Below are 17610 nucleotides of genomic sequence, written 5' to 3' on the forward strand. Positions count from 1 at the left end.
ATTATCATATTCGATTATGAAAAAATGAATTTCTTTATTGAAATCGGGCGAGACTATAATTTAATTAATTGATTTATACCCTTCATCTTTCAGGCTGCTGCTTTGTTGGCTGCGTTCACTTACCCCAGTCACATCGTTATCTATGCTCCTGGGGATGCGTTCTCTTGCCGCCGCACTGCAACTTGAAATCTAATGATGATATTTATAATAAATTGCTTAATTAACCATATAACGCATCATAATTAATGAATATATTAGCCTAATCTTACTATTATGCTGGCAAGTTTTTTACTACATTTTAAATATTTTTATATCAGCCAATACCTTGGTTTTATATAAAAATATCTTATTTTACTTCGACACGTAACTTATCACCCAGATACAACCCAAAAGTAGTGGCTATCTACGAAAATCCTAATTTTTATATTTAAAGGTGGTACTTTGATCTGACTATTACCACCCTTAAAAATTAAATTATACTAAATTGCGTATTCGTCCTGTTCACCAGTACGAATACGGACAACACGGGCAACATCGAATACAAAGATTTTACCATCACCGATTTTTCCGGTCTGTGCTGTCTGCATAATGGTTTCAACACAGGTATCGACAATATCATCTGGCACAACAATTTCAATTTTTACTTTTGGCAGAAAATCTACCATATATTCTGCACCGCGATATAATTCTGTATGCCCTTTTTGACGTCCGAAACCTTTCACCTCTGTGACAGTCATTCCAGTGATACCCACATCAGCCAGAGCTTCACGCACATCATCCAATTTGAAAGGTTTGATAATCGCATCGATCTTTTTCATGAAGTTTTCCTGTTGTTACCAGTTTTTACGACCGAAACCAGAGGTAATCGGGTAGCGTCTGTCTTTACCAAAATTACGTGGCGTAATACGCGGGCCAACCGGAGCCTGACGACGTTTATATTCGTTAATATCAACCAGACGAATAACTTTGCGTACCACCTCTTCATCAAAACCCGCAACCACCAGCTCATCTACCGATTTATCCTGTTCCACATACCCCTCCAGAATAGCATCCAGAATGTCATAGGGTGGTAAACTGTCCTGGTCAAGCTGTCCAGGTGCCAATTCTGCCGATGGTGGACGCTCAATGACTCTTTGAGGTATCGCCAGAGAAACCATATTACGATATTTTGCCAATTCAAATACCAATGTTTTCGGTACATCTTTCAGCGCATTAAAACCACCGGCCATATCACCATATAATGTGGAATATCCCACAGCCGATTCGCTTTTATTACTAGTCGTCAGCACCAAACGATGGCGCTTATTAGACATCGCCATCAGAATAACGGCGCGGCAACGCGCTTGTAAATTTTCTTCGGTGGTATCTTTGGCAGTACCGGCAAACATAGGTTCAAATTGTGTCATAAATGCATCAAATATCGGCTCTATCGACACGACATTAAACTCAACACCCAACATATCAGCCTGTTCTTTGGCATCTTCTATACTCATTTCAGATGTATAGCGGAACGGCATCATCACTGCCTGAACATGCTCTTTACCTAACGCATCAACAGCAATTGCCAACGTCAGGCCAGAATCAATTCCCCCAGATAAGCCTAACAGAACACCTTTAAAGCCATTCTTACGCACATAATCACGTACTGAAAGTACTAATGCTTGATACACCTGCTGCAATGGCGGTAATTCAGGAGCCGGATTAACCATAGGTTCAATCTTTAATTCATCAAAGCAGCATTGCTGGATTTGTTCATTAAATGCAGCCAACCGGTGAGTGATTTCACCATTTGCATTAAAAACTTTAGAACAGCCATCGAAAATCAATTCATCCTGACCACCAACCTGATTGAGATAGATCATGGGTAAATCTGTACGTTGGCAATGTTCTCTAATCAGTTCATAACGTATATAGGGTTTTTCACGGTTATATGGAGAAGCATTAATAGAAAGAATTAAATCCGCACCAGCCTGTTGCAAAGCATCAATCGGTTCATCAAACCATAAATCTTCACAAATCAGCAACCCAAGATTATAGCCCTTAAATGGCACAACGCAGCTTTGATAGCCCGCGTTAAAATAGCGTTTTTCATCGAAAACACCATAATTTGGCAACCGTTGTTTAAAATAACGAGCCAAGATTTCCCCTCGCCAGAACAAGGAAAGCGCGTTGTAAATTTCCCCATCCTGCTCCCAAGGATGACCAACCAAAATAGCCGTTTGGCAACTGGCCGCCTGTAAACGCACCAGTTGCTCACGGCAACGTTGATGAAAATCAGTACGGAATAATAGATCTTCTGGAGAATAACCGGATAATGCCAGTTCAGAGAACATGACCAAATCAGCATTTTGCTGCTGCTGTTCCTGCACTGTCTGCAACATGCGTTCACAGTTGCCTTCAATGTCACCAATCATCCAATTTAGCTGTGCAAGGGCAATATTAAGAGTACGACTCATACAATTTGGCTCTCCCAAGCCATCAATCTTTAACCAGTGTAAAAACTTCCTGAACAGCGGAAAAGTTATTCTTTAAAATCATTTGCATCTAACTCATGACGCGCCAGTAACTTGTAGAATTCAGTCCGGTTACGCCCTGCCATACGCGCTGCATGAGTCACATTACCTTTGGTCATTTGCAGTAATTTACGCAGGTAATTCAGTTCAAACTGATTTCTAGCTTCGGCAAAAGTAGGTAACGCTGTATTCTCCCCTTCCAACGCCTGCGTAACCAGAGCTTCACTAATAACAGGTGCAGTAGTCAACGCAACACATTGTTCAATCACGTTAACAAGTTGGCGCACGTTTCCAGGCCAGCTTGCCGACATCAAACATTTCATTGCATCAGCAGAGAAACTGCGGACAAAAGGTTTATGGCGCTTCGCCGATTCACGTAACAAATGATTCGCCAGCAAAGGAATATCTTCAGCTCTTCCATTCAGGGCAGGAATCTTCAGATTAACCACATTCAGGCGATAATAGAGGTCTTCCCGAAATTCATTTTTTGCCATTGCCTTTGGTAAATCGCGGTGAGTAGCAGAAATAATCCGCACATCAATATCCAAATCACGGTTACTGCCTAGTGGACGTACTTTACGTTCCTGTAATACCCGCAACAATTTAACCTGCAAAGCCAGCGGCATATCACCGATTTCATCAAGAAACAGCGTCCCTCCCTGTGCAGTAAGAAACAACCCTTCACGGCTGCTGACCGCACCGGTAAATGCTCCTTTGGCATGACCAAACAGTTCCGACTCAAGCAGTTGTTCCGGCAAAGCACCACAATTAATGGCAATAAATGGTTTTTTCGCTCGTGGACTGGCACGATGAATTGCCTGAGCTAATACTTCCTTCCCTGTACCACTCTGACCATTTATCAACACACTCACATCAGATTGAGCAACCATCCGCGCCTGTTCCAATAAGCGCAACATAACTGGGCTACGGGTAACTATCTGTTCCCGCCACTGCTCATCACCGGCTGGTATAGATAACGCCAATGCGCCATCAATTGCCTTATAAAGTGCGTCCCGGTCAACAGGTTTAGTCAGAAAACTGAAAACACCTTGCTGAGTTGCTGCAACTGCGTCAGGAATTGAACCATGGGCTGTCAAAATAATGACTGGCATTCCTGGTTGTTGTTTCTGAATTTCAGCGAACAGCGCCATACCATCCATTTCATCCATACGCAGATCACTGATCACCAAATCAGTTTTTTCTTTAGCGAGTAGCTTCAGTGCTTCATAGCCACTCTCTGCCGTTGTGACACGAAAGCCTTCGCTAGTAAGACGCATTCCCAATAATTTCAACAAACTAGGATCATCATCAACTAGGAGAAGATGGGCTGGCTTACGCGCTGTCATTGTGCTGCTCCTTTATCTGATTCAGATGTGTCATCTGGCGTGCTATTTTTGCCAGGTGATGACGTCGCTGGCATTTCAGTATGTTCATTTGAATGACTTGAACTGGCACTATTCTGATTCTGTTTACGGGAAGAGAGCTGGCGCTCAATATCTGTCAAATTTTCCAGTTTACGAGCAGTTTCCTGTAGTTCAAATTCCAGCTGAGCACGACTTTCACGCAAACGGTCAATTTTGTTATCGGTATCCGATTGTAATTTACGGAATTTTTCTCGTTCCTCAGCAACTGCGATTTGCTGAACCTGTTGTTCACGCCATAACTGCAACAATGGTCGCAATGAGTTTGGGAATTTCAATCTGTATTTGTTAAGATTTTCAACCATTTTCCGGCGTTCAGCCAGCGTCGGCCTGGCACTACTCAGTAAGATGCTCTGCTTGAAAGCCAAATCCCAAGTAACTGGAATGATGTGTTTCGCAATATTACGCGCTTCGGCTAACGTCAGGTTATCTGAACAACCTATCAGCCGCAGCCAGTAAAGTGCGTTCTCAATCGATGGCGGTGTCTCTAAATCCCACATTAAATCGCAGTCTGCGATACGGTAATCTGTCACCTGTTGTTCTGGTGTTACTACAGCTGTAATTAAATTATTATTAACCGGACTTTTGACGCAACCCGCCAATAAAAAAGGAGTGAGGATCAGCGGAATCATTCTAAACCCCCAAACTGAAACTCGTGGTAATAATAGTCTGGTGACAAAAACGTTTTTCCCAGGCTGTGCCGCAATACTCTGCCGATCCGTCTTTTGTACAAAACGGTAAGTAGACCTGTTATACATTATTTATTCTCAGCAGTTAATGGCAACTCAATACGAAAACATACGTCAGCAAATTCGCTCTGAATTAATAACAGTTCACCTCCCATACGCTTAATACAATCTTGCGCAATGCTTAGCCCAAGGCCGCTACCTTTCACTGCACCTTTACGCTGGAGCGTTCCCTGGTAGAACGGTTCAAAAATCATACTACGTTCTGATTCAGGAATTGGAGTACCGGTATTAGCAACATCAATTTGAACACATTTGCCGATCTGACGACTAGAAACCCAGATGTTACCGGATTCAGCGCCATAGTGCACCGCATTGGAGTAGAGATTATCAATAACCCGCATTAATAGTGTAGGTTCTGCCCAGCAAATATCAGCATTAAGTTGAATTTCTGTCTGAATATTCTTTGATCTTGCAGGCAAACTGTGTGATAAAACCACTTCATTAACAATTTCCCGTAAAGAAACTTGTTGTTGTTCCGTCGAGCTATCCGCCAGTTTACGATTATAATCTAACAATTGCTCGATCAACTGCTGTAAATGTTTACTACTATTATCAAGAATAGCAACCACTTCTTGCTGATCAACCGTCAATGGCCCTGCAACTTCGTCAGCCAGTAATTCTGTCCCTTCCCGCATACTGGCTAATGGTGTTTTCAATTCATGAGAAATATGACGCAAAAACTCATGGCGTTGTGATTCCAACCAAGCCAATCGCTCACTGAGCCAGACAATCCGCTGTGCCAAAGAGCGAAGTTCTCGCGGCCCCTGAAAAGAATCTATACGAACTCCTAATGATTGCCCTTCTCCCAATCGGTTAATCATCCGTTCAATACCTTTCACTGGCCCGATAATCATACGAGTAAATAACGCAACCAATAATGCACTCAACAAAAACAAAATAAGGCTCTGCCAGCCAAAGAATTGTCCTTTCTCGGCAATATCTTTCTGTAGCTGTTCCCCTCGACTGAAAATAACATCACGGGTAGTCTGTACCATCTGACTATTAACATTAGAAAATTGCTCCAGTAATTGAGCTGCGGATTGTGTGGGTTCGCTATTGAGGCAGGTGATTTTTGTCAATGGTGACAATAAAGCGTTAAGCGTCTTAATATGCTGTTGATCATCAAGTATCGCCATTTGATCTTTCAGCATTTTAGAGTATTGCCGGTATTGCTTCTGATAGAGATTTTCCAGCGTTTTATCCCCCAACACACAATACTGGCGGTAGCTACGTTCCATCTCCAGCGCAATCCCCGTCATGGCTTCACTGCGGCGAGCATCAGCCAACGTAGTACGGTTTATATCAGCCGCTTGTTCACTGAGCTGATCAAGACTCTGATAAGCCTGATATGCTAAAACCAATAATGGCAATAGTACTAGCCAGAAAGCCATCACAACTAATTGGCGCAATGAGCGCGGAAATAAACGCCATTTTTTCAAGGGAATCATCTCGTAACTTGTCAGTACACCAATGTTAGCCGACAAAAGGCAGATAGAAAAACCTGTCGGCTGATAAATTCTGTTGTTACTGATAAATAGCAGATGCAAACATCCAAACAATGAGGCAGGCAGACACCTGAATTATGACGGCGGGACAATAGTTTTAACTATTGTCCCGCCAGTGAGGAGAACACATTCCTGCTGTTTATCTACAGTCAGGATAGGTTGGTGCCTCACTCCACGTGTCGCCCGATGTTTGATAAGGCCGGGAAGCGATATCATTGAGTTGGACGGTAGGCACCTTACTTTGGCATCATTCGATAGTTTATGTGGCATGTCTCCACCAATGTGGGCCAACATAAGAAGCTGAATGAGCAACTAGGCAGATTTAATGCAGGTTACGTGCCAACATTAGAATTAAAATCATAATCAATTGTTTTTATTTGAAAAAAATAAAAACTTAACGTTTCAGCTACCAAATACCTTGTTTCTGGCATCAATAAAATTTGTTTTCTGTCTCCAATTAAAGACACCTAAGATCGCCAAAATAAAAATACATATAAATCAATAAATTAAACGTCTCCTTTTGGAGACACTTATAATGGGCATTTGTCGGGTAATTGAGACAGTGAAAAACAGGGCCTGAACTTCTGGGAATTTCCGATACAAAACTTTCTCATTTGAATCATTAGCACTGCCATCATACTAATGGCCTATATTCGCCCCATATATGGCCTTTATCAGTAAATGATGTATTATTAAAGATAGAAGCAACAAGGTTTCTACTCGGAGGACAATATGTATCAGACCCAAAATTCGCGGATTACGACAGTTTCTGCGTTTAAAAAAGAATTGGCTTCTATGGATGTATCTCAGCCAGTCATAGTAACCCAAAACGGGGAGCCACTATATGTGGTTCAAGATCCTGCTCAATTTGAAATGCAGCAAGAGCAAATGGCATTGCTGCGCTTGCTATCTTTTGCTGAAAAAGACGTAAGATCTGGACGAATCATGTCATCTAATGAACTGCGAAATAACTTACGGAACTTAGCAAGCAGTGATCGTAAATAAAATTGAATATACTCAGACGTTTGAGAACCAGCTTCATGAACGCTTTGACTATTTAACCAGACATATCAGCACAGAAGCATCTTGGAAAATGCTAGAAACCTTTTTAAACAGCGTTGAGGCCCGTGTCCTTAAGCATCCCAAAAGTGCTCCATTATGTGAAGAAACAGCTGATATTGGGTTAATCAGTTACCATGACTATGTGGATACTAAATTGCAACTACGGGTAATCTACAATATAGATGAAGCAAACCATACCGTAATTGCTATGCTGCTCCTAAGTACACGGCAGAACTTACGCCAAGCATTAATCCAATATTGCCTGCGTAGGGACTGAACTTCTGAAACTCCATGAGTAAAAAGGGCAAGCAATTTCTGCTCACCCTTTGCGTATCAGTTGAAATTATTCTCTCACTGCCGTGACTAAAGAACCCTATTTATTCGGTTACAACACTACCCTAACTGCTTACGAGCATTACGGAAAATTCGCATCCATGGGCCATCCTCATCCCATTCCACTGGGTGCCATGAGTTACTGACAGTGCGGAATACCCTTTCTGGATGCGGCATCATCACGGTTGCACGCCCATCAAGGCTAGTAACCGCTGTAATACCATTCACTGAACCATTTGGGTTAGCCGGATAATTTTCAGTGACCTGACCATAGTTGTTCACATAACGCAGAGCCACTAACTGGCTACTTTCAAGCATATGAAGATGTTGACTATCGCGGAATTCCACTTGCCCTTCCCCATGAGAAACAGCAATCGGCAGACGAGAACCCACCATATCTTTCAGGAATAATGATGGGCTGTCAGCAATCTCCACCAAACTGAACCGTGCTTCAAAACGCTCTGAACGGTTACGTACAAAACGCGGCCAATGTTCTGCACCCGGGATCAATTCCCGCAAGTTAGACATCATCTGACAACCATTACAAACACCAAGCGCCAAAGTATCAGGTCGTGTAAAGAAAGCCGCAAATTCATCACGAACACGCTCATTGAACAGAATTGATTTTGCCCAACCTTCACCCGCTCCCAGTACGTCACCATAAGAGAAGCCACCACAGGCAACCAATGTCTGGAACTGGCTCAATCCAATACGTCCAGACAACAAATCACTCATATGAACATCAATAGCCTCGAAACCTGCTCGGTGGAATGCAGCGGCCATTTCAACATGAGAGTTAACGCCTTGTTCACGCAATACCGCCACTTTCGGCCTTACCTGATGCAAAATGTAAGGTGCAGCAATATCTTCTGAATGGTCAAAGGTTAATTTTACATTCAGACCTGGGTCCTGATTATCCTGTTTCGCCTGATGTTCCTGATCTGCACATTCCGGGTTATCGCGCAAACGCTGCATTTGCCATGTGGTTTCAGCCCACCACCGACGCAAAGTACTGCGATTCTGGCGATATACTTCCGTATTACCGCTGAAAATGACAAAATCATCCCCTGCTTTAGCTTTACCCAAATAATGCACGCAATCGGCCAAACCATGTTCTGCCAAAATCTGCTCAACAAACGCCCTTTCAGATGAACGAATCTGAATGACGGCACCCAACTCTTCCGTAAAGAGCGCGGCCAGAATATCTTCATCAAACACACTGATATCAGCTTCAACGCCACAGTGACCAGCAAAAGCCATTTCAGCCAACGTTACCAGCAAACCACCATCAGAACGGTCGTGATAAGCCAGTAATTTCTGCTCCGCGATCAGTTGTTGAACAGCATTGAAGAATCCAGCCAATTGCTCAGCACTACGTACATCTGCGGTTTTATTACCCAACTGACGGTAAACCTGCGCCAATGCTGTAGCGCCCAATGTATTCTGTCCTTGTCCCAGATCGATTAACAACAACGCATTATCTTCATCAATGGAAAGCTCAGGCGTTATTGTACGGCGTACGTCTTCCACTCTGGCAAAAGCAGTAATAACCAACGACAAAGGTGACGTCATTTCACGCTCTTCACCTTTATCATTCCAGCTGGTTTTCATCGACATAGAATCTTTACCCACCGGAATAGTTAGCCCCAATGCCGGACACAATTCCTCCCCCACCGCTTTGACCGCCGCATACAAACCGGCATCCTCACCAGGATGACCGGCAGCAGACATCCAATTAGCTGAAAGTTTAATACGCTTCAAATCTTGGACATAAGCAGAAGCAATGTTGGTCAGAGCTTCACCGACAGCCAGACGAGCAGAGGCGGCAAAATCCAACAAAGCAACTGGAGCACGTTCACCCATAGACATGGCTTCGCCATAGTAACTATCAAGACTGGCGGTAGTCACAGCGCAGTCAGCTACCGGGATCTGCCACGGGCCTACCATCTGATCACGAGAAACCATTCCCGTGACCGTACGATCACCTATAGTTATCAAGAATGTTTTTTCTGCCACAGCAGGCAAATGCATAATGCGCTTAACCGCTTCTGCCAAGTCAATATTCCGACGCTCAAGGTTTTCTCCTCTAGCTTTTAATGTGCTGACATTACGCAACATCTTTGGCGTTTTACCCAGCAACACATCCAGCGGCATATCGATTGGCTGATTATCAAAATGCTCATCATTAAGCCGCAAATGACGTTCTGCTGTTGCCTCACCGATAACAGCATAAGGTGCCCGCTCACGCCGACAAATTTCTTCAAACAAAGGAAGTTGTTCTGGCGCAACAGCCAGTACATAACGCTCCTGAGATTCATTACACCAGACCTCCAGCGGACTCATTCCTGGTTCATCATTAAGAATCTTACGTAGTTCAAACCGACCACCGCGACCACCATCACTCACCAACTCAGGCATAGCGTTGGAAAGCCCGCCAGCACCAACATCATGAATGAACAAAATCGGGTTGTTTTCTCCCAATTGCCAACAACGATCGATAACTTCCTGACAACGGCGTTCCATTTCCGGGTTATCACGTTGCACAGAAGCAAAATCCAGATCAGCATCAGATTGACCAGACGCCATAGAAGAGGCAGCGCCACCACCCAAACCGATGTTCATGGACGGACCACCAAGCACAATCAGTTTCGCGCCAACAGAAATTTCACCCTTCTTGACATGTTCATCACGGATATTACCAATCCCGCCCGCCAACATAATTGGTTTGTGATAACCACGCAGCTCACTGCCGTTATGACTGTTTACTTTTTCTTCATAGGTACGAAAATAACCAAGCAGCGCTGGACGGCCAAATTCGTTATTAAATGCAGCGCCACCCAAAGGACCTTCCGTCATGATATCCAGAGCACTGACGATACGTTCCGGTTTGCCAAAATCCGCTTCCCATGGCTGTTCAAAACCCGGTATCCGCAGATTGGATACAGAGAATCCTACCAACCCGGCTTTTGGCTTGGCACCCCGTCCCGTCGCACCTTCATCACGGATTTCACCACCAGAACCGGTCGCGGCACCCGGCCAAGGCGAGATTGCCGTCGGATGATTATGAGTTTCAACCTTCATCAGGATATGAGCTTGTTCCTGATGATAATCATATGAACCGCCTTCCACTCCAGCAAAGAAACGGCCAACAGAAGACCCTTCCATCACAGCCGCATTATCTTTATAAGCGGACAGCACGTAATCAGGTGTTTGCTCATAGGTATTTTTAATCATTTTAAACAATGATTTTGGCTGTTCCTGACCATCAATAATCCAATCAGCATTAAAGATTTTATGGCGGCAATGTTCTGAGTTAGCTTGAGCAAACATGTAAAGTTCAACATCTGTTGGATTGCGCCCCAATTTCTCGAAAGCGTCCATCAGATAATCAATTTCATCCGGTGCCAATGCCAATCCAAGTTCAGTATTCGCTTTCTCTAGAGCACCGCGCCCTTCTTGCAGAATAGCAATGCGCTTTAATGGAGCGGGTTGCTGATGAGAAAATAATTTTTCCGCCTGTTCCAATTGAGTAAAAACCGTCTCCATCATCTGATCATGCAGCAATGACGACAATATTTGCCACTGTGAACCACTCATTTCATCACACTGGATGTAATAAGCCAGACCACGCTCCAGACGCACAACCTGAGATAGACCACAATTATGAGCAATATCGGTTGCTTTGGAAGACCATGGGGAAATCGTCCCCGGACGGGGAGTCACTAGCAGCAATGTCCCTTTGGGTTCATGCTCAGCCAATGACGGCCCGTATTTTAGTAATTGTTGTAACTTTGCTGAATCAGCCTCACTCAAAGGTGCATTAATCTCTGCAAAATGAACGTATTCCGCATAAATATCATTGACCGGAAGTTGCTGTTCCTGACACACAGAAAGGAGCTTGGTGATACGAAATACTGATAAAGCGGGGGAACCACGCAGAATTTCCATAGTAATAAATTCTCTCATCTTAAGAAGCAAAACCTGACTGATGCCTTCGGGGAAATAAACACATTATAAAGGATTGCAACCAGTGACGAAACCGTTTGCGTGACGATTATTAAGGCTAAGTATTTGGTTGTCAGGTTATGCGAAGAGTATTAATTAAGTTGCGCAGTAAGTTTTTGTTCCGCAAAATGCTCAATCACTGGAAATTTAACCATGATAATATAGCGCGTTTCCACATAGCACCACATCGCGTCACACAGAGATAACCATTTGAATAATATAAAAATAAATTATTTCGTTATCATTGTTATCGCTCTTTTTTCTGCTGCCATAATCAGCCTAAACATCAGTTGGCCGAATAAACAGCAGGAGCAGATTAACAGGATCATTACTAGGGGGGAACTGCGGATCAGCACCATCAGCTCACCTCTGATTTATCTCACAGGTAAGAAAGAACCCAATGGATTCGATTATGAGCTGGTAAAACGCTTCGCTGATTACCTTGGCGTTAAACTGGAAATCAAATTCAGAAAAAATATCAACCAATTATTTAACGATCTAGAAAATGGTGATGCTGATTTTCTAGCCGCAGGTCTGACCTATAACAAGGAGAGGTTGGCACAAACTCACACTGGTCCAGCTTATTATTCTGTTTCCCAACAGTTGATTTATCGCAAAGGTACTCCGCGCCCTCGTTCTTTTAAGGACTTAAAAGGCAAACTCCTCGTCACTGCCGGTTCTTCTCACGTCAGCACACTGAAAAAGATGAAAGAAGAGTCTTACCCGGAACTTGAATGGGATGAAACGCAACAATACAACACCCGGGAATTACTGGAGCGGGTATCAGAGGGCAAACTAGATTACACCTTGGGCGACTCTATCAATGTCGCGTTGCAACAGCGTACTCACCCTAATCTGGCCGTCGCTTTTGATATCAGTGAAGACAATCCTTTAACGTGGTATTTAAAGCGTACTGATGATTACAGCCTTTATGCTGCTATGTTGGATTTTTTCAGTCAAATGACGGAAGAAGATGTGATGCCACGGCTAGAAGAGAAATATTTTGCTCATGTCAGTTCGTTTGATTACTTCGATACCCTCTTTTTTCTTAGTGCCATTGATAATATTCTCCCGATTTATCAACCATTATTTGAAAAATATTCTGGTGATATCAGCTGGCAACTGCTGGCAGCAATTGCCTGGCAGGAATCACATTGGGACCCGCAGGCAACATCTCCAACAGGGGTCCGTGGCCTGATGATGTTAACCCATCCAACCGCTAAAGGGCTTGGTGTCGTTGACCGCCTTGATCCAGAAGAAAGCATTAAGGGAGGTGCAATCTATCTGCAAAATCTGATGAAACGACTACCTGAAAATATCCCTAAAGATGAACGGATATGGTTTGCACTGGCTGCTTACAATATGGGCTACGGTCATATGTTGGATGCCCGGAAATTGACAGCAGCACAAAAAGGCAACCCTGATCGCTGGCTTGATGTGAAAGCCCGAATACCTCTATTAAGTCAAAAAAAATATTATACGAACACCACCTATGGTTATGCCCGTGGACATGAAGCTTATCGCTATGTCGAGAATATCCGCCGTTATCAACTTAGTTTAGTTGGATATTTACAGGCAAAAGAAAACCGGCAAAAATTAGTTTCTCAGGAAGAGAAATCAAAAACAGAGTAAACAATTAGCTATCGCTAAAAATGCAATGATAGTTAATTATATATCCCCAATCATATTATGTTTTACAACAAATTAAACTAACTATACTAAATTTATCAGGATACTATCTTACCTAAAGGATGCATCATGATTAATTTAGATATTAACGAACAAAGTAAGATTATGGTTGTAAGTAGCCACGTATGTAACCCGACGACTGCAAATGGCCGTGCATTTACCGAGCTAATAGATGCATTGAAAAAGAACAATTTTGCCGTTATCCCTGCTGCAACAATTCAAGATGGCATAGCAACGGTTTCTTCTGATTCTTCACTGTGCTGTATTTTTGTTGACTGGACTTCAGGTGACAATAACGCTGAATCACATGAACAAGTATCAGAATTGCTGAGAGAAATACGCAGACACAATATCACTATCCCGGTATTGCTAACCGCCGAAGACTCCAGCATAGATACACTGACACTTGAAGCAATGAGATTAGTAGATGAATTTGTCTGGATGCTTGAAGATACGGTTGGATTTATTGCCTCCCGCGCCAATGCCCTGATTAAAAAATACTATGCTCAGTTATTACCTCCTTTCACCCGAGCATTATTTCAATATACCCAAGAATCACCAGAATATTCCTGGACGACTCCTGGACATCAAGGAGGCGTCGCTTTTACCAAAACAGCGGCAGGAAGGGAATTAATCAACTTTTTTGGGGAAAATCTATTCAGAAGTGATCTTGGGGTAGAAAGGACAGTACTTGGCTCACTTTTAGATCATACAGGTGCAATCAAAGAATCAGAAGAATATGCCGCCACTATTTTTGGTGCTCATCAGAGCTATTGTGTTCTTGGCGGCACTTCTGGTTCCAACCGTATTATCATGAGTGCCGTTATTGGTGAAAAAGAGATTATTATATGCGACCGCAATTGCCATAAATCCATTGAACAAGGTTTAATAATGACAGGGGCTTTGCCCATATACCTTATTCCACAACGCAACCGTTATGGTATTATCGGCCCCATTCCTAAAGATCAATTTCAACCAGAATATATCCAACAAATCATCGACGAACACCCATTAAAAGAGAATGCTACAGACAGCCAACCTGTTTATGCTGTCGTAACCAACAGTACTTACGATGGGATATGTTATCACTCAGAACAAGTAGAAGATTTATTGGCAAAAAGTGTTGATCAAATTCACTTTGATGAAGCCTGGTTTGCTTATGCCCGTTTTAACCCGATGTATAAACATCGTTATTCAATGCGTGGTGAACCAAATGATTTTGATAGTAATAGCCCTACAATATTTGCTACTCAGTCCACGCATAAAATGCTAGCGGCATTATCGCAATCATCCTATATCCATATTCGCAATGGCAGAAAACCCATTGAACACTCCCGTTTCAATGAGTCTTATATGATGCAGTCCACAACTTCACCGCTATATCCGCTAATCGCTACTAATGAAATTGGCGCGGCTATGATGGATGGCCCGCAGGGACAAAGACTGATACAAAGTGCTATCAATGAAGCCGTGGACTTTCGTCTGACTTTGGCAAAGACCCACCATGAATTTAAACAAAAAGATGATTGGTTCTTCTCACCCTGGAATGCCAGAGAGATTATCAGTTCAGACAGCGGTCAATTAATTCCTTTCCATGAAGCAAGCAGAGAACAATTGGCAAATGATCCCTCCTGTTGGGTATTAAAAGAGGGAGAAAAATGGCATGGATTTCACAATCTATCGGAAGAATGGTGCCTACTTGATCCAATGAAAATCGGTATTTTGTGCCCAGGCATGAATGATAATGATGAACTGATGGAAAATGGCATTCCAGCCGAAATTCTTTCCGCTTACCTGAGCCAACACGACATTGTACCTGCACGTACCACTGATTTCATCGTTCTTTGCCAGTTTACTCTCGGAGTCACCAAAGGCAAATGGGGCACGTTGCTCAATGTATTATTAAGCTTTAAGAAGCACTATGACGCTAATACACCACTTAAACAGTGTTTGCCGAAACTCACTAAGCAATATCCTCAAAATTATCAAGATATAGGACTAAAAGATATTTCGGACGAAATGTTCAGATATATGAAAGACTATGAAATGGATATTGAACAAACAAGATCATTTAGCCAATTACCTGACATAGTGAAACTCCCTCGGCAGGCATTCCTTGACCATATGGCAGGCCGTACTGAACATATACCACTCAGTAAACTAGCAGAACGTATATCGGCTGTTGGCGTTATTCCTTATCCACCGGGGATACCCATCATCATGCCGGGGGAATCCTTTGGTGATGAAAATTCTCCCTGGTTACAATATATTCGCCAGATCAATGAGTGGAATAAAAGATTCCCAGGCTTCGAGAAAATTCTGGAAGGCGCAGAGATGATAAACGGCGAGTACCATGTATGGGTGCTAAAAGAGTGAATCAACAATATTTATTAATTTTCTTCCTGCTGTCTTCTGGCTGCTTTTAATGCTTTATGTTGCTCCCGACGTTGTTTGAAAAAAACACTCAACATCGTGGAGCACTCTTCCGCAAGAACTCCACCTGTAATTTCAATTTGATGATTCATGCCAGGATGGCGCAATATATCAATCAAAGAACCGGCTGCACCCGTTTTCATATCGCTAGCGCCATAAACCAGTCGCTGTATCCGGCTATGTATCATAGCACCAGCGCACATAACACAAGGCTCAAGAGTGACATATAAAGTGGTGTTTAACAGACGATAATTTTGCAACTGCTCTCCCCCTTTCCGTAACGCAATAACTTCTGCATGAGCAGAGGGATCATGCGCAATAATAGATTGATTCCAACCTTCAGCAATGATTTCATTATCTGCGACCAATACAGCGCCTACAGGTATTTCCCCCTGCTCCCATGCTTTTATTGCTCGTTTCATCGCCTGCTGCATCCAATATTCATCACTATATATTTTAGTCACTACGGTATCTCACTTCACTATTATCAGGGACAATTATAACGATTTATTTTTCCTATTTTCCAGATATATACCCAATAGATTTCAAGTTGCAGCGCGGCGGCAAGAGAACGCATCCCCAGGAGCATAGATAACGATGTGACTGGGGTAAGTGAACGCAGCCAACAAAGCAGCAGCTTGAAAGATGAAGGGTATATTTACTTATCATTTCGATGAAAATAGACACCGGAGATTATTTAAAATATTTTATGCCACTGCATTATTCCCAAAATCAATTCACATAATATATTTTAAAATAAAAAAATAAAGCCGAAAAATTCGGCTTATTCTTATTATTTTTTTGATATGTTAATTAATAGCCGATTGCGAAATAATCGCCATAGACATAAGTATCATTAGCAGATAACCTGATTTCAGCTCCATAAGCGTTAACAGTTCGCGCAGCAACCCAAGAATCAAAAGTATTCAATGTCCCGTTAGTTGCTGCTGACATCGGAAATATCCAATCACCAACAGGTGACATAAAAACCCGCAGAAAACCATACTTAAAAGGTGTTGGTAAAATAACTTTGTTTCTCGCTAATGGAGTAAAATTATGTCTTCCCCATTGAAGTATTAATCCACCCGGCAGTTGTTGATAACCGTTAGGTGACAGACTACCAAGATATTGTTTTTTCATATGGCACTGTAATGAGTCAGTAAAAGTCTTATTAAGTGTTGCCAAATCTCCATTATCCAGAACATCCTTTTCACACTGCGTTGACATAAAATTAGCGACGACAGAGGCTATTGTAGACGACTGGCGTAATGCCTTATTTAATACATGCGTGGTAAGACCGACTGGGGGAAATCCAGTTTGCAATTCTGGACTATTTTCATATAAATTTTGACTCACTACATTAGCACCATCTTTAATAGAAAACGCTTTAAAATCATTCTTATTACTCATTTAACCTCCTAATAGAAAATAACAAAAATTCTTGATGAAAACTTTATTTACATAAGGACTTTCAAATATAAATTTAACATGAGCATATAATCAATCAACAAATTTATTTTAATGCCGACATTATAAAAAATTAATTTAATTAATAAATTCATGCTAATACAAATAACTCCATTTATAAAAACATACAGACCATATTATTAACATTAGCTTTATAAAGACAATACAATCAGATACATACTAAATAAACCGACACGTATCATGGAAGAACGACATTATTATTCAGCATGATATACATTCACCATAAAATAACACCAACACATTATAAAAACAAATAATTCATGATAACAACCAAACATATCATTACCTTTGAATATAAAACTAATCTTTACTTTTCCCAGTATACCTTTAATTAAAACATGGAATTTTCATATAACAATGGCAATCACCCAACCTTCTCAAACCGCAAATGAAATTAATAAAAATCACTTTC

General features: G+C 42.1%; 12 protein-coding genes. 4 read left to right on the forward strand and 8 right to left on the reverse strand.

Translation table 11 applies throughout. The features are described 5' to 3' along the window. Nucleotides 1–479: 479 nt before the first annotated feature. From glnB to AM629_RS11670, 5 genes are all read right to left on the reverse strand, one after another. Nucleotides 480–818 (reverse strand): nitrogen regulatory protein P-II, encoded by a 339-nt coding sequence (gene glnB / locus AM629_RS11650; RefSeq protein ID WP_054479111.1) that lies wholly within the window; start codon nucleotides 816–818, stop codon nucleotides 480–482. 15 nt (nucleotides 819–833) lie between these two features. After that, entirely contained in the window at nucleotides 834–2456 is a 1623-nt protein-coding gene (locus tag AM629_RS11655; protein WP_054479113.1) for an NAD+ synthase, read from the reverse strand. Between the two features lie 65 nt (nucleotides 2457–2521). Further along, nucleotides 2522–3859 carry a two-component system response regulator GlrR gene (glrR, locus tag AM629_RS11660; protein WP_054479115.1) on the reverse strand — a complete coding sequence of 446 codons (1338 nt, stop codon included), beginning with the start codon at nucleotides 3857–3859 and terminating at the stop codon, nucleotides 2522–2524. Then, a complete protein-coding gene (gene qseG / locus AM629_RS11665) occupies nucleotides 3856–4692 on the reverse strand; it encodes a two-component system QseEF-associated lipoprotein QseG (protein WP_054479117.1) in 837 nt (278 codons plus the stop codon). The genes glrR and qseG overlap by 4 nt, the downstream gene beginning before the upstream one ends. Next, nucleotides 4692–6131 carry a sensor histidine kinase gene (locus AM629_RS11670; RefSeq protein WP_054479183.1) on the reverse strand — a complete coding sequence of 480 codons (1440 nt, stop codon included), beginning with the start codon at nucleotides 6129–6131 and terminating at the stop codon, nucleotides 4692–4694. Before AM629_RS11670 ends, qseG begins: the two co-directional genes overlap by 1 nt. Before the next feature lie 789 nt (nucleotides 6132–6920). Between AM629_RS11670 and AM629_RS11675 the strand changes: the two genes are divergently transcribed. After that, nucleotides 6921–7193, forward strand: coding sequence for a type II toxin-antitoxin system prevent-host-death family antitoxin (locus AM629_RS11675; protein WP_054479118.1), 273 nt, complete (start codon nucleotides 6921–6923; stop codon nucleotides 7191–7193). Further along, nucleotides 7180–7527 carry a hypothetical protein gene (locus AM629_RS11680; protein ID WP_054479119.1) on the forward strand — a complete coding sequence of 116 codons (348 nt, stop codon included), beginning with the start codon at nucleotides 7180–7182 and terminating at the stop codon, nucleotides 7525–7527. Before AM629_RS11675 ends, AM629_RS11680 begins: the two co-directional genes overlap by 14 nt. Before the next feature lie 116 nt (nucleotides 7528–7643). Here AM629_RS11680 and purL read toward each other — a convergent pair whose 3' ends face one another. Further along, nucleotides 7644–11531 carry a phosphoribosylformylglycinamidine synthase gene (gene purL, locus AM629_RS11685; protein WP_054479184.1) on the reverse strand — a complete coding sequence of 1296 codons (3888 nt, stop codon included), beginning with the start codon at nucleotides 11529–11531 and terminating at the stop codon, nucleotides 7644–7646. A gap of 267 nt (nucleotides 11532–11798) precedes the next feature. On the opposite strand from purL, the gene mltF reads away from it, so the two are divergent. After that, nucleotides 11799–13220, forward strand: coding sequence for a membrane-bound lytic murein transglycosylase MltF (gene mltF, locus AM629_RS11690; RefSeq protein WP_054479123.1), 1422 nt, complete (start codon nucleotides 11799–11801; stop codon nucleotides 13218–13220). Nucleotides 13221–13346: 126 nt separating this feature from the next. Then, nucleotides 13347–15653 carry an Orn/Lys/Arg family decarboxylase gene (locus AM629_RS11695; protein ID WP_054479124.1) on the forward strand — a complete coding sequence of 769 codons (2307 nt, stop codon included), beginning with the start codon at nucleotides 13347–13349 and terminating at the stop codon, nucleotides 15651–15653. 14 nt (nucleotides 15654–15667) lie between these two features. On the opposite strand, the gene tadA is transcribed toward AM629_RS11695, so the two are convergent. Together tadA and AM629_RS24610 are read right to left on the reverse strand one after the other, a co-directional pair. Further along, on the reverse strand, nucleotides 15668–16174 hold the full coding sequence (gene tadA, locus AM629_RS11700; protein ID WP_072161876.1) for a tRNA adenosine(34) deaminase TadA: 507 nt from the start codon (nucleotides 16172–16174) through the stop codon (nucleotides 15668–15670). Nucleotides 16175–16523: 349 nt separating this feature from the next. Further along, entirely contained in the window at nucleotides 16524–17120 is a 597-nt protein-coding gene (locus AM629_RS24610; RefSeq protein WP_072161877.1) for a gp53-like domain-containing protein, read from the reverse strand. Nucleotides 17121–17610: the final 490 nt, after the last annotated feature.

This window comes from Photorhabdus heterorhabditis (assembly GCF_001280945.1).
Classification (GTDB): domain Bacteria; phylum Pseudomonadota; class Gammaproteobacteria; order Enterobacterales; family Enterobacteriaceae; genus Photorhabdus; species Photorhabdus heterorhabditis.